This is a genomic window from Streptomyces carminius (assembly GCF_002794255.1).
Lineage (GTDB): Bacteria > Actinomycetota > Actinomycetes > Streptomycetales > Streptomycetaceae > Streptomyces > Streptomyces carminius.
Genome location: NZ_PGGW01000007.1, coordinates 26,631 through 39,482, shown reverse-complemented (window position 1 = coordinate 39,482; position 12,852 = coordinate 26,631). Strand labels below are relative to the sequence as shown.

Annotated in this window: 11 protein-coding genes and 1 pseudogene; 2 read left to right on the top strand and 10 right to left on the bottom strand. The window is 71.5% G+C overall.

The genetic code is table 11. The features are described 5' to 3' along the window. Window positions 1-43: 43 nt before the first annotated feature. The 4 genes from CUT44_RS00720 to CUT44_RS00705 form a co-directional block, all read right to left on the bottom strand. Window positions 44-2,674 (bottom strand): DEAD/DEAH box helicase, encoded by a 2,631-nt coding sequence (locus tag CUT44_RS00720; protein ID WP_100200123.1) that lies wholly within the window; start codon window positions 2,672-2,674, stop codon window positions 44-46. Continuing rightward, the gene (locus CUT44_RS32935; RefSeq protein ID WP_158239547.1) at window positions 2,671-2,841 is read right to left on the bottom strand and encodes a hypothetical protein; all 171 of its coding nucleotides are present in this window, start codon (window positions 2,839-2,841) and stop codon (window positions 2,671-2,673) included. The genes CUT44_RS00720 and CUT44_RS32935 overlap by 4 nt, the downstream gene beginning before the upstream one ends. 147 nt (window positions 2,842-2,988) lie before the next feature. After that, window positions 2,989-3,795, bottom strand: coding sequence for a DUF4253 domain-containing protein (locus CUT44_RS00715; protein ID WP_233221052.1), 807 nt, complete (start codon window positions 3,793-3,795; stop codon window positions 2,989-2,991). A 1,014-nt stretch (window positions 3,796-4,809) separates the two neighbouring features. After that, on the bottom strand, window positions 4,810-6,960 hold the full coding sequence (locus CUT44_RS00705) for a helix-turn-helix domain-containing protein (RefSeq protein ID WP_146252148.1): 2,151 nt from the start codon (window positions 6,958-6,960) through the stop codon (window positions 4,810-4,812). 129 nt (window positions 6,961-7,089) lie between these two features. On the opposite strand from CUT44_RS00705, the gene CUT44_RS00700 reads away from it, so the two are divergent. Beyond that, complete coding sequence (locus tag CUT44_RS00700) at window positions 7,090-7,290, top strand: hypothetical protein (protein WP_100200120.1); 201 nt, start codon at window positions 7,090-7,092, stop codon at window positions 7,288-7,290. A 304-nt stretch (window positions 7,291-7,594) separates the two neighbouring features. On the opposite strand, the gene CUT44_RS00695 is transcribed toward CUT44_RS00700, so the two are convergent. Next, window positions 7,595-8,467, bottom strand: a complete 873-nt coding sequence (locus CUT44_RS00695; protein WP_100200119.1) for a hypothetical protein — start codon at window positions 8,465-8,467, stop codon at window positions 7,595-7,597. Between the two features lie 188 nt (window positions 8,468-8,655). Between CUT44_RS00695 and CUT44_RS32930 the strand changes: the two genes are divergently transcribed. Further along, window positions 8,656-8,820 (top strand): hypothetical protein, encoded by a 165-nt coding sequence (locus tag CUT44_RS32930; RefSeq protein ID WP_158239546.1) that lies wholly within the window; start codon window positions 8,656-8,658, stop codon window positions 8,818-8,820. 209 nt (window positions 8,821-9,029) lie between these two features. Here CUT44_RS32930 and CUT44_RS32925 read toward each other — a convergent pair whose 3' ends face one another. The 5 genes and pseudogenes from CUT44_RS32925 to CUT44_RS00670 all read right to left on the bottom strand — a co-directional run bounded on the left by CUT44_RS32925 (window position 9,030) and on the right by CUT44_RS00670 (window position 11,986). Then, on the bottom strand, window positions 9,030-9,197 hold the full coding sequence (locus CUT44_RS32925) for a hypothetical protein (RefSeq protein WP_158239545.1): 168 nt from the start codon (window positions 9,195-9,197) through the stop codon (window positions 9,030-9,032). A gap of 232 nt (window positions 9,198-9,429) precedes the next feature. Next, entirely contained in the window at window positions 9,430-9,819 is a 390-nt protein-coding gene (locus CUT44_RS00690; protein ID WP_100200118.1) for a fic family toxin-antitoxin system, toxin component, read from the bottom strand. After that, window positions 9,816-10,103 carry a type II toxin -antitoxin system TacA 1-like antitoxin gene (locus CUT44_RS00685; RefSeq protein WP_100200117.1) on the bottom strand — a complete coding sequence of 96 codons (288 nt, stop codon included), beginning with the start codon at window positions 10,101-10,103 and terminating at the stop codon, window positions 9,816-9,818. Before CUT44_RS00685 ends, CUT44_RS00690 begins: the two co-directional genes overlap by 4 nt. Before the next feature lie 214 nt (window positions 10,104-10,317). Continuing rightward, window positions 10,318-10,629: pseudogene (locus tag CUT44_RS00675) on the bottom strand (helicase associated domain-containing protein); the annotation flags it as partial. Window positions 10,630-11,482: 853 nt separating this feature from the next. Then, entirely contained in the window at window positions 11,483-11,986 is a 504-nt protein-coding gene (locus CUT44_RS00670; RefSeq protein WP_408646691.1) for a transposase, read from the bottom strand. Between the last annotated feature and the right edge of the window lie 866 nt (window positions 11,987-12,852).

Here is a 12,852-nt window from a genome sequence, read left to right as displayed (position 1 = left end):
CCCTCAGGACACGCCACGCTTCAGCAACCCGACAGACCTGCTGCTACGCCCACTCGACTCCGAGTTCGGCGAGGGCGGCGCGCTGGCCGTGGGTGAGTTTGTGGCGGCGGGTCTTGGTGTTGGAAACCCACACACCCTGTTTCACGACCACCGGCTCGGCCTCGCCGTCGACTGCGATTTCTTCGCTGTGGCCGCGTGGTACCGGCCGGTCGCCTTCCCGTTCGATCCACTGGGCGAGGGCGGTGACGCCGCGTTGGAAGGCTGATCCTTTCCCTCCGCCCTTGGCCGTCGGGGCCGAGGCGGGCCGCTCGGCAAGCGTTACGCCCAGCCTCGCCAGCCGCTGCTGCTGTTCTTCGGTGAGTTCCGCCCAGCTGCGGCGTTGTCGCTGGAGCCATTTGCCGAGGTCGTCTCCTTCGTAGAGGACGCCGGGGGCGATGTCGGGGAGTCGGCCGTGGGGTTCGTCGGCGGCGAGGTCGGTGAGGACGCGGTAGTGGCGTTGCCAGTCCAGTGGCCAGGGGCAGTTCCAGTCGGGGTCGATCTGGGCGAGCTGTGCGGCCCGCGTTGCGGCGCGTTCGGGGTTCTTGCCGAGGCCGTCCTTGCGGCGGAGGTTGGCCATGTGCTTCCCGACCGGGACCAGTTCACTGTGGGCGTCGCCCCATACGGCGTCGCGTCTGGGGGCGAGGTGCCCGTGGGCGCGCCGGTAGGAGCGCAGCACGGCGAGTTTGTTCTCCCAGGCTTCGTCGCCGGGTTCCCACACCATCCCGGCCTCGTCGAGCAGCATCTTGCGGTGGGGATCGAGTTCGCCCGCGCGGTACACGCGCCGCTGCTGGTGGACCCACCGCCCCAGCGGGAACGCCTTGGTGGCGCCGACTGCGGTCTCGGTGTCGTACGGGACTGCGTACAGCCCGGTGATCTCGTTCTGCTGGCGCCAGCGCAGCAGGGCCTGATAACCCTCCAGCCACACCAACGACTCGGGCCGGTACACCCGGGTGCGCAAGAACGCCGCGATCGTCGCCGCGTCCCTTGGGGTGGAGAAGTGCAGCAGCGCTGACTCCACCGCGCCCTCGGCCTCGTCCGGCCCGCCTTCTCCTCCGGCCGCGGTGCCGATGATCCGCCCGGCCTCATCCCGCTTCACGTGCACCTGCCGCCGCCCGCTGCTCAGCGCCCGGCTGGCGAGCTGCTCGACGAGGCGTTCCGAGTGTGAGCGCAGGCCTTGGAGGACGGCTACGAGGGGTGCGAACGAGGCGGAGGCGACCATGTCGGTCGGGTCCTCGCCGGGCTGGAGGAAGACGGGGACGATGATCCTGGCGGTCTTGGCCGTGCCGTCGGGGTTGGGCCGCAGGGCGCGGCCGATGTTCTGGACGATCTCGACTTGGGAGCCGCGGGTGTCGGCGAAGCACACCGCCTCAACGCCCCGCTCGCCGACGATGTCGACGCCCTCGCCGAGCACCCGGACGGAGGCGAGGAAGGCGCGGTGTACGCGGCGGTTGTCTGCGTCGACGCCGTTGGCGAACTGCCGTAGAGCTTCCCGTCGCTTAGCGACGAGGTGGTCGCCGCACAGCCATGCCGACCACACCCGATCCGGGGGTACGTGACGGCCGGCCTCCAGCTCGTAGAACTCAGCGTCGATCGACGACTTCGGCAGGGCCTCCGCGTCGGCCAGAGCCTCGTCAGAGACTTCGGCCGCGTACAGCTCGGCGGCCGTCTGCGGCATCTTCTCCGCGAACGCCATCGCCTCCTCCACCCGCTGGTGGAAGGTCATGACCGTGCGCAGGTTCCGCGCGGCGGCGTGCTCCAGGAGCGCAGTCTGCAGCAGCGCCAGCCGCCGGCCCCGCTGCGCCTCCTCTGATACTTCCTGGACGGGGGAGGGGTCGTGAATCTCCAGCACGTCGATCTCGAACCGGGCGAGGATGCCGCGTTCGATCGCCTCGGACAGTTCGAGCTCGTAGATCCACTCGCCATACAGGCCGCCCGGGTCGGACGCCATGGTGGCGATCTCCAGCTCCTGGCCGTCCCTGCCCCTTTGCGGCCGGGGCGAGGCGAGGATGCGGGGGGTGGCGGTGAGGTAGAGCCGGAAGTCAGCGGGGATGCGGGTGTTGTCGTGGATCGCCGCCCACGGCCGCCCAAGATCACCAGTGGTTGAGTGGGCTTCGTCGACGACGGCGAGTTCGAAGCCGGCCATTGTCTGGCCGTACAGCCGCTCTCCGCCTGCCAGAGCAGCCTCCAGCGGCCCGCGGACCTTCCGCTGACCCAACAGGTCCTCCGGGTCGTCGCGATCCACCAGGGAGGCGTACGTGGCGAACACGACCACCGGCCCCTTCCCCGCCCACAGCGCCAACTGGATCGCATTCGTGGTGGTCCGTACGCCCAGCTGCTCCAGGACGTCGTCCTTCTCCAGCGAACACACCGCGACCATCGGCCCCGTGTGGCCGACCCTCCGCCACGCCTGCGCGGTCTGCACGAGCAGGTCGAGGGTGGGGACCATGACGAGGATTCGCCCGCCTCTGAAGCGCTCCAGCGCCGCCCACGCGGCCGTGATCGTCTTCCCGGAGCCGGTCGCGGAGACCACCGTCGCACGGAGCCCTTGAGAGGGAGCAGACGCGCGTACAGGGAATCCCGCCCACGTGCGGAGCTGCGAGACGGCCTCCGCCTGGTGTTCCCGCAGACTGATCATCGCTCGTCTCCCGCCTGGCCGACGGGCTCTGGACCGTCCTGCATCGTCGGGCTGTCGGTTGGCGGCTGCTGGAGTGGCGGGGCGAGGAGCAGGTCGAATTGGACGTCGATGGGCTTGTCGTGGTCGCCCAGGAACTGCTTCCGGGCCTCAATCTTTTCATCGAGCACGGGCTGATCTGCTACGCCCCGCAGGGAGAATGCCTGCCGGTCGTGAGCTGCTTCCTCAAGGGCTGTTCACAGGTGGGGGTGAGCAGGGGCTTCAGAGGCGAACGAAGATCGCTTCTCGCCAGGCGGCTGCTCGTTTCCCGGATGGGATCAGTCCCACCAGAAGTCCCAGGAGTGGGCATCGGTGATCCGCTCGGCGTACGCGGCCAGGGTGTACGGCCAGCGGCCCTGCCAGACGTTGTCCGGGCAGAAGGCGAAGTGCTCCGCGGCGACCAAGAGAGCGTCCTCCTCGTTCACCGGTGGAGCCGCGACGCTGAGATGCAGGGTGGAGAACCCGACCGCGACGACACGAGCGCCGAACCGGTGCTCCCAGTCGCGGACGACCGCTGAGAACTTCGCGGTGTCGTTGTCGTAGTTGCAGGGTCCGTCCCAGCCTGCGACCGAGAGGGCCTCGGCGCCGGATGCGGCGGCGACCAGCCCCAGTCGTGACAGCGGGCGGTCGGAGAGGAACGCCTGCGCGAACTCGGCAGCCAGTTGGTCGGCGCTGGTTGCCGCCTCTCTGCCGGGCGCGAGACCAGGCCAGCTCTGCCCGAAGGGGGCCGTGACGGCGAGACGCCTCTCGGAGGAGAGCATGCCGTCGTCGACGGCGGTATGCATCGCCCACCACTGTGCGAGGACGCCCGCCGGGTCATGGCTCGCCGCGGAGGACATTCGCTTAGGGAAAATCTCACCCGAGCCCCACGGGCGGAAGTCGTCGTCGCCCGGGTCCAGGGCGTCCAGCAGCAGTGGCCACAGGCCGGAGCGTGGGTGTTCGGCGTGGATCCGTTCCCACAGCCCAGCCGTGACCGGCCCGTCACTGAGCCACAGGGGCTGCACACCTCCGGCACCTTCGTCGGACGCGACCATCCGGCCGGGAGGGAGAAGGGGCTTGAGGTTCAACCGGGATTCAGGGTCCACGGGTGGGATGCTAGCGGTGGAGGATTCCGAGCAGGCGAGACGCAGTTAGAGGCGGCCTCGATCTGGGAGGGATCACCTCTCAGGTCCCTCATCGCGGACACGCTGAGGATCCGGCGGCCGCAACCCCCAGCTGCTCTTTATGGCTGCCGCAAAGACCTGCACAGCAGCCACTGGAGAAGGCCGCAGGGCCGACTGCCCTCAGGACTCGTTCGTTGTGTGGTTCTGGCCACGGCCAGGGCTGGTGTCCCGTCCGCTTCCAGGCCATAGCGCAGTAGGTGCTCTTCCGGTACCTCGCCGTACAGCTTCGCCACCTTCCGCAACTGACCGGGTTCCGGGACCTCCCCGGCGTCGATGGCGATGCAGTAGAGCCGCTCGGCTTCCTCGCGCTCTCCGTCCTCCTCGCTGAGGTCTGCGACGTACGGCAAGACGCCGGGATCTGCGGTTTCAGCAGCCTGGCGAGGGGCCCGGCGGGGCTCGCTAGAGTACAGGCAGCGCTACCCCCGGTCGGAACGGCGTCAACTGGACCGGCAGGCACGCGGTGCGACCCGGCCAACGGTGCGCCCAACCACGCCGCGGCTCCCCGCTCCACCCGCCCTGACGCCCGGCACGCCACAACCTCCTCGGCCACCCCCGGGCGCCGATGACTGACGGCACCCTGCGCCCGCCCACGCGGCGGGTACTGACCAACCCCGGTGCGGGGCCCTGGCGGCGATACCGCGATAACCGATCCGAGCGCGCGGAGGAACAGGTGGCCCAGGACGAGATCCGTCACCTGGTGCCGACCGGCGAGCTCTGGCCCGTGATCGGCGTACGGGTGCGCCGCGAGGAGCGGTGTGACCGAGACCGCGCCCGGACTGTGTTCACCACCTTCTTCCGCGCACTCCTGAAATCACCACAGCTACCTTTACCGGGGCCGCACCGGGCGTGGTGAAGGTAACTGCTGGCCCCGCCGCACAGGCCCCCTGGCGCGCTCTTCCGGTTCGCCGTCCGGGTGGTGGGGCAGGTGACGGTGCCCTACTGCCAGGGGGGCGTGGGCGTGCTGTCCGGGTCCAGCCCGTACGGCCACCACTGCCTCAGTTCCGTGTCCCGTGAGCCCGGGGCGAGGCCGTAGTCGGCGGCTTGTCGGGCGAGGCGCTCGGTTTCTTCTGCTTCCCCGGCCTGCTCCCGCAACTGCGCCAGACGGGCCAGGGCCTCGGGGTGGCCGGCTTCGGCAGCTTGTCGGGCGAGGCGTTCGGCTTCTTCTGCTTCCCCGGCCTGCTCCCGCAACTGCGCCAGGGCGACCAAGGCGTAGGGATCGCCGTGGTCGGCGGCGATGCGGTACAGCCGCTCGGCGCCCACCTGATCCCCGGCCTGTTCCCGCATCATCGCCAGGAGGGCCAAGGCGAAGGAGTGGCCGGCTTCGGCGGCCTGGTGGGCGAGGTGTTCAGCGCCCTGTCGGTCCCCGACCTCCTCTCGTATCTGCGCCAGTTCGGCCAGGGCATAGGGGCCGTCGTGGTCGGCGACGTGGTGGGCGAGGTGTTCGGCGTCCTGCCGGTCTCCGGCCTCCTCCCGTATCTCCGCCAGGGTGGCCAGGGCGCTTGAGTTGCCCTGGCGGGCGGCTTGGTGGGCGAGCTGTTCGGCGTCCTTGTGGTCTCCGGCCTCCTCCCGCATCTCCGTCAGAGCGGTCAGGGAATCGGCGCTGCCGTAGTGGGCGGCTCGGTGGTAGAGGTAGTGGGCCCATTGGAGGCGGTGTCGGGCCTGGGCAGCCTGGGCGAGGTTGTGCAGGTCGTTGGGGTGGGTGAGGTGGGTGTGGGCGGCGTGCCAGAAGGAAGCGGGCGGGCACAGGTGTCGGCGGGTGGTGTGGCCGTGTTGTTCGAGGTAGTCGGCGAGGCGGAACACCGGCCCGGCCCCCGACGCAGGCACGGCGTCCGGCCTCGGACTGCCGGGTGGACGCCGCCGGGGGCGGACTGCGGCGCGGCGCAGGCAGGCTTGCCTGCCGTGGACCAGGTGAGCGAGGTCGGCGAAGGCATGCTCGACCCAGTCCTCGGTGAGCTGGTCGTAGTCGTGGTCGTCCAGGTAGTTGGCGGCCGCGTCGATCAGGAAGCTCTGGGGGAGATGGAGGCCTGCGCCGAGGCGGCGGGCGTCCATCGCTGCTTCCAGTACCGCCCGGGCTGCGGGGGTGCTGTGGTGGTAGCGGCGTAGTAGTTCGGGGGCGCCGGCCAGGTCCTGGGCCAGGCGTCCGTGGTCATGGGCGCGGGTGAGGGCGTCGGCCAGCAGGGCGTCACCACTGTGGGCGAGCGCGGCCGCCGCCCGCAGCGCCTCGGGCGTGAAGGTGTCGGGGACGGTGAGGGTGCGCCCGGCCAGGAGTTCCCGCGCCCGGCTGTGCGGGTCCGGCTGCCCGGGGGTGGGCAGGGCGGTGTACTGGTCGGCGTACTGCGGCCACAGAGTGCCCAGCACCAGGACCGGTGCGCGGCCGGGGCCGGTGAGCAGGGCGTGGACGGCGGCCGCGATCTCCTCACCGACGCGGGGGTCGCCGAGGTAGTGCTGGGCTTCGTTCAGCCACACCACCGTCCGCGGCTGCACGCGCTGCAGGTCTTCCAGCGCGGCGTGGGCCCGGGTGGGGTCGAAGGGGTGCCACAGCCGCCACCCGGCACCGGCCAGTGGCTGGACGGCTTCCCAGCAGGCCCGTGTCTTGCCGGTGGAGGAGGTACCGACCAGGACCAGCATCCGGCTGCAGCCCTCCGCGGCGTCCCGCACTGCCTGGTCCAGTGCCTGGTCGTGGTCCCGCCGCACGTAGCCGGGCAGCACCCGCTCCGCCGCCGGACCGGGCGTCGGAGCGGTGCCGGCGGGGTGGACCTCCAGATCGTGCGGATCCCACTCGGTGATCGGCCGGCCCGGCCCCTGCTCCGTCCCGGCAGCGGTCTCGGGGCCGTCCTGCCCGGCCGCGGCCCGCCGCAGCGCCAGCAGCTCCTCGACCGGCAGGCGCAGCACGCGGGCCAAGGCCGCGACCGTGGCGGCCGACGGCACGGGCGCGGCCTTCTGGAACACCTGCTGCACGGTCGTGCGACCCAAATCTGCCTGGGTGGCGAGCCGGGTCTTGGTCAGCCGGGCACGGGCCAGCCCATCGGCCAGCCGCGCGCGAAGTTCAGCGAGCGCCGCCTCACGCCCGGTCTGCTCCTCGTGCACGCGCCCGCCCCTCGCGCCCTGGTGTGTGTGTTCGCCGGTGTTCATCTTCGCCCGGCCGGACCATGGCGCGCAGCGGTTCCGGCACCTTCGGCCACAGCATCGTTCCCGCCGACATGTCAGGAGCCTGTTGTGCCTGGTCTTGCCGTTGTTCTGCTCACCACCGCGCTCGTGGTCGTCGTCGCGCTGCTGGCCGCAGCCGGCGCGGGCACGCTCGCTCGTTTGGACGGCGCCGACTACCCCGCCGCTCTGGCCCGGGCCGCCACCGCTTTCGCCGCGACCCTCGCCCTGGCCGCCGCAGTGACCGCGGCCCTGACCGAGACCCTAACCTGACCCGCCCCGGGGGCCCGGGCGACCCTTGAGCGGCGTGCGGCCCGCGCCACTGGCTCATGGTGCTGTCCGCGGGACCGCTCCGGGCGGTTCAGGCCGCGCAGCGGCCGCGGGGGCGGTTCCGTGGGGGCGGGGCCGTCACAGTCTGGCTGCGGGCAGAGGCGCGGCTGCACTGGCGGTCCTGGGAGGCTCTGCCCGGCGCCAGGTTCAGCGGCCGGCCGGTGGCGGTCTCATGTCCCCTTTCCCTGCCTCGCTCCCGCGGCGCCGCTCACCGCTGGAGCGAGACCAGGACCGCGACCGGGACCGTTCAGGGACGCGGGCGCATACGCCGGTGGAGCAGGTGCATGCCGAGAGTGAACAGCAGCTGCCGTGCCGCCTGATCGAACTGTTCCTGCAGGGGCGGTTCGCAAAAGAGACCGGCCAGTTGCCCGGCTCCGGCGGCAAGGTCACCGCGCTGGGCGAGGTAATCGGCCGTGGAAGCGCGGTAGACGGCGCGGGCCCGTTCCAGCAGCGCGTCGTCCACTTTCCCGTCCAGGGTGCGGCCCAGCGCGGCACACAGGGCCTCGACACGGGTCACGACCGCATCCACGGTCACCGGTGCCTGCGCGGGGCCGAGCGCGCGGACGAGGCCGCTGGCGGCGAACACCGACTCGGGTTCCATCACATCCCGCACGGCGTCCAGCAGCTCGGCCCGCCCGCGCACCGTCAGTGTCTTGCCGGTGCCCAGCTCGGTGATGACCCGCACGAACCGGGCCCGCGCCGTCTCGGTGGCCAGCTGGTGCCCGACCTGCTCCAGCAGACCAAGGGCGCCCTCACGCGCCACCTCCTGGCTGCGCCGGCCACGCCCCACCCAGGTCACCCACGCCCGCTGCGCCTGCCGCGTGGACACATAGCCGTCCCACCACAGCCACAGGGCCAGCGGCACCTGCGCGAGTGTGTTCAAGTGCGCCACCTGCTGCCGCTTGTCCAGCAGGAGCAGCAGCAGCCGACGCTGGTCGGCACTGTGCTCGGCCTTGTCCGAGCCGCGCCGCCGGGTCCGCAGACGCGGTGGACCCAGCAGCCCTTTGGCGATCCAGTCGTGGATCCGGCGGGCGGTCATGTCCGGGTAGCCGGCCGCGTGGGCGTCCGCGACGAGATCGTCGATGCTGCCGGGACCGGTGATGCTCTCCCAGGTGTGCACGGGGTGGAAATTACATCGTTCCTCCCCCAGCCGGAGCCCAGCCAGGGATGCAGTGCCCACCGCCCGGCTGCCACGATCAAACGCAGCAGCACAACACCCCGGCCGTCTCCCGCCCACCGCCCCGCTGCACCACTCCACACCCCGCACGGCGCACCGCTGCGCCCTGCCCGAAACGAAAGACACCCGCCATGCCGAAGAACCGCACCCCCTCCACCGCCCCGCAGCAGGACGAGAAGACGCCCGCCCCCGCTTCGTGGCGACGCCTGGTCTCCGTAGCGCTCCTGACCGGAGCCGTCCGCCACATCGGAGCACTGCTGACCGGCCTCGCAATGGCCTGGTGGCAGCACGACTGACACCCGCCGGCTGTGCCGTCTCAGCCGGGATGCGGACTCCGACGCGGGCTCCGGCTTCTGACCTGATCCGCAAACCCGCACCCGGTTCCACCGTTTGGAGGTGGCCGTGCCGCCCCCACCGGCCGCGAGCGCCGCCATGGCCATAGCGCGCGTCGGCGGCCCCAGGACCCTTTCCTGCCAGGCAAAGAGACGGCCGCCCGGGGCGGGGATTATCCGGCCAGCGGGATGCGGTCTGCGGTCGCCGCGTGGGTTGGCCAGCGCGGGCCGGTGGCCGCGTCGTGGCACCACGCCCACTGCTCGCTCTCGGTGCGGGTGAGGCTGTAGTCGTACAGCTCCGGCTCACCTGCGGCCAGCCACTGGCCGTACACCTGTTCCACCCCGTCGGCCTAGCGGCGAGGCCTGCCCTCTGTGTCACTGCGTGATCTGTGCGCGAGGCCCGCCGTACCGCATGATCGGGCGCGGTCTCCGGCACCGGGCCGCCGACCCGGCATCAGGGCGAGAGCTGCTCCCGGGTACCGCAGACGCCAAGTGCCGGTGACGTCGAACCTTCCCGGGGCCCGGCGCCTGCGGTGCCGGCTCAGGTTCCAGCCCAGGCCGTGGCCGGGCGGGTCAGGCGCTGGTGGTCCAGGCGCGCAGCTGGCGGGCGATCCCGGCCACCCCGAGCGCGCCGGAGGCCGCATCCCGCACCAGGGCGACGGCCTCCTTGGGCGGGTAGTCCAGCCGGTGACCGTTCAGGGCGAGGTAGGCCTCGGCCGAGTGCCAGGCAAAGGCCTGGTTGGAATGCTCCAGGCAGGGCAGCCTGGCCAGGGTCTGCAGCAGCGAGCCGGCCTTGAGATACAGCGAGCCGTAGACGTCGCGCTCCAGGGCCCGGGCACCTGTGCGGGCGACCGCGGCATACAGCGGCCCCAAGTCGTCGACCTGGGGATCACCGTCGAGCAGCTCGGCGGCGTGCAGCAGGAAGGGGACGTCCAGCCGGTGGACCGGGTCGGGCTGGCTCACGCGGCGTGGCCCCGCCCCGGCTGCCCGGGCTGCTCCAGCTCGCGCCGGGCAGCCAGTTCGGCAGCCCGCTGCTCGGCGGAGGGGTCGACGGCGTCGGGCTCGGCGGCGAACGCCGCGCCGCTGCGGGCCATCGACGCCTTGAAGCCATCCAGGAAGCTCTGCTCGACAGCGGTGGCGCGATCGTAGGCGGCCGACAGGATGTACTCCTGCATGCTGACCCCCGCCTCCCGGGCGGCCGCTGCGATCGCGGCCCGCTGCTCCGGATCAGGGAACCTCAGATTCATTGCCTTGGCATCCGACATGGTACCTACGGTATCAGCGGTACCAAGCAGGGGTCAGAGCTGCCGCCGCGGGCAAGCTCGTTCGCCCGGACGGCGCCGGCTACCCCGCCGCTCTGGCCCGGCCCGCCACCGCTTTCGCCGCGACCCTCCCTCTGGCCGCCGCGGGTGACCGCAGCCCCGGCCGAGGTTCCCTCCTGAAGCGGTCGGCCGGGGGACATCACGCCCACTCCATACCCAGTTCCCGCAGCACGTCCCGCTGCTCCTGGGTGAGCTTGTCCAGCCTCGCACAGGTGTTCGATGTCCGTACGCCGAGCTTGACGATCACCGGCTCCGTCTCGCCGTCGACCGCCATCTCCTCAGCGTGCCCGCGCGGAACAGGCCGGTGAGCACCTTCCCGCTCCACCCACTGCGCGAGGGCCGCCAGGCCCCGCTGGAACGCCTGCTGCGCCTTGCTTGGACCCTTCGCACGCGTAGCCGCAGGGGTCGGAGACAGCGGCTGGACGGGCTTCACGCCCAGCGAGGACACCTTGCCGGGGACCGTGAGGCCGGGCACGGCCGGGACACCTCCGCTCGTGCGGAGACGACTCTCTTTCCGGTGGAACGCCGCCTGCCGGTTTCGGCTTACCTCCGCTCGCGCGGAGAGCACAGAACCCCACCAGCCCCCGGCCTCACCGGGGGCGGCTCACCTCCGCTCGCGCGGAGAGGATGCGACCCACAACTGATCGCCGAGGCCGCTCTGCGGCTCACCTCCGCTCGCGCGGAGAGGACAGCAGCGTGACCGTGTCGGCCCCGTACCCCTGCGGCTCACCTCCGCTTGCGCGGAGAGGGCTCCAGTGTCTACCCGGAGACGTACTGCCGGGACGGCTTACCTCCGCTCGCGCAGAGAGGACGAGCACTCCGCTGTGCGCTTCGCCGCCATCTACGGGACACCTCCGCTCGCGCGGAGAGCACCACACGGTCGTCACGCACTACCGCAGCGACTACGGCTCACCTCCGCTCGCGCGGAGAGCACCGCCACCCGATATCGGAACCGTCCTGCCACGCCAGCGCACCTCCGCTCGTGCGGAGAGGACCGGACGTCGACCACGTTCTCCACCACGCCGGCCGGGACACCTCCGCTCGTGCGGAGAGCACCGGGAGCTGGCCACCGCCGTCGGCGCCGAGTGCGGCTCACCTCCGCTCGCGCGGAGAGCACCCGTGATCCGCGTCAACCGGGACGGGACATGGCGGCTCACCTCCGCTCGCGCGGAGAGGACTCCTTTTCCTCGACCTCTACGGCTACCTCTGCCGGCTCACCTCCGCTCGCGCGTGTCGGTAACGGCTGAATCGTGGTTCTGGCTCACTTTCCGTGCCGGCACCACGGACGGTCACCGAAACCACGATCATGAACGGCCGGCCGCCGCTTCGAGGAGGACTCGTTTGCGGAGGAGGTCGAAGCTGGCACGGCCATACATCTGCCGTTTGAGCATCTTGATCTTGTTGTTGTGACCTTCGACGACTCCTGAGCTGTAGGGCAGTGTGAGCCCGGCGACGACGGCGTTGAGGTCATGGCCGAGGCCGCCTGCGAAGGTGTGGAGGGCGGGTAGGTCGTCGGTTCGGACGTCGGCGATCCATCTGTGGAGCCGGTGGCCTTGCCGGTTGTTCATCAGTTCGGCGAAGGCGCGGACGTGCTCGGCGGTGCGGGCGAGAGCGGGACAGCGGGCCTGTAGTTCCTTCAGCTGGTTCGACTCGTCCTCGCTCAGGCTGTCGGGGTGGCGGGTGAGCCAGCCGGTGACGTCCCGGACCGAGGGACCACGTCTTGGTGCGGGCGCCGCGGATGGCGAAGGTCGGAACACCCCCGCTCGCGCGGGGACCACGGCAAGCAGGCGGACAGGGCCGACGGTCATTCCGGAACACCCCCGCTCGCGCGGGGACCACGCACCGTCGACTACGGCCCGATCCCGGGCCGCCGGAACACCCCCGCTCGCGCGGGGACCACCCCCCGGCCCCTTACCCCACCGACCCGGCCGGCGGAACACCCCCGCTCGCGCGGGGACCACAGCGCCGTGCCGGTCACGGCGGTCACCTGAACCGGAACACCCCCGCTCGCGCGGGGACCACAGCGCCGTGCCGGTCACGGCGGTCACCTGAACCGGAACACCCCCGCTCGCGCGGGGACCACACTCGGAGCAGCATGAGCATCTACGCCACCATCGGAACACCCCCGCTCGCGCGGGGACCACGTAGGCGTAGCCGGGGCGGCGGTTCTCCCAGGCGGAACACCCCCGCTCGCGCGGAGAGCACACGCCCTTGCTGACCTTCCGCAGCCTCTCCAGCGGCTCACCTCCGCTCGCGCGGAGAGCACACGCCCTTGCTGACCTTCCGCAGCCTCTCCAGCGGCTCACCTCCGCTCGCGCGGAGAGCACTTCGGCGCGGTAGTCGCCGCGCTGCTCGATCTCGGCTCACCTCTGCTCGCGCGGAGAGCACGCCGGGGGAGAGCGCCCCATGCTCGCCCTGCGCGGCTCACCTCCGCTCGCGCGGAGAGCACCCCAGCCATCGCACCGTGCCCGTACGAGGGGCCGGTTCACCTCCGCTCGTGCGGAGAGGACCGGCTCTGCCGCAACGCGGCCGACGACCACACCGGGACACCTCCGCTCGCGCGGAGAGCACTTCATCCACGTGTTCGTCTACGCCCCCGGCGACGGCTCACCTCCGCTCGCGCGGAGAGCACGCGAAGAAGTACGCCTCCGCTCGCGAGGACAGCGGCTCACCT

Excerpts from the sequence above, each read along its gene's own strand:
- CUT44_RS00720 (WP_100200123.1), bottom strand. The coding sequence starts at position 2,674 with ATGATCAGTCTGCGGGAACACCAGGCGGAGGCCGTCTCGCAGCTCCGC.
- CUT44_RS32930 (WP_158239546.1), top strand. The coding sequence starts at position 8,656 with ATGCCGAAGAACCGCACCCCCTCCACCGCCCCGCAGCAGGACGAGAAG.
- CUT44_RS00685 (WP_100200117.1), bottom strand. The coding sequence starts at position 10,103 with ATGAATCTGAGGTTCCCTGATCCGGAGCAGCGGGCCGCGATCGCAGCG.
- CUT44_RS00670 (WP_408646691.1), bottom strand. The coding sequence starts at position 11,986 with ATGACCGTCGGCCCTGTCCGCCTGCTTGCCGTGGTCCCCGCGCGAGCG.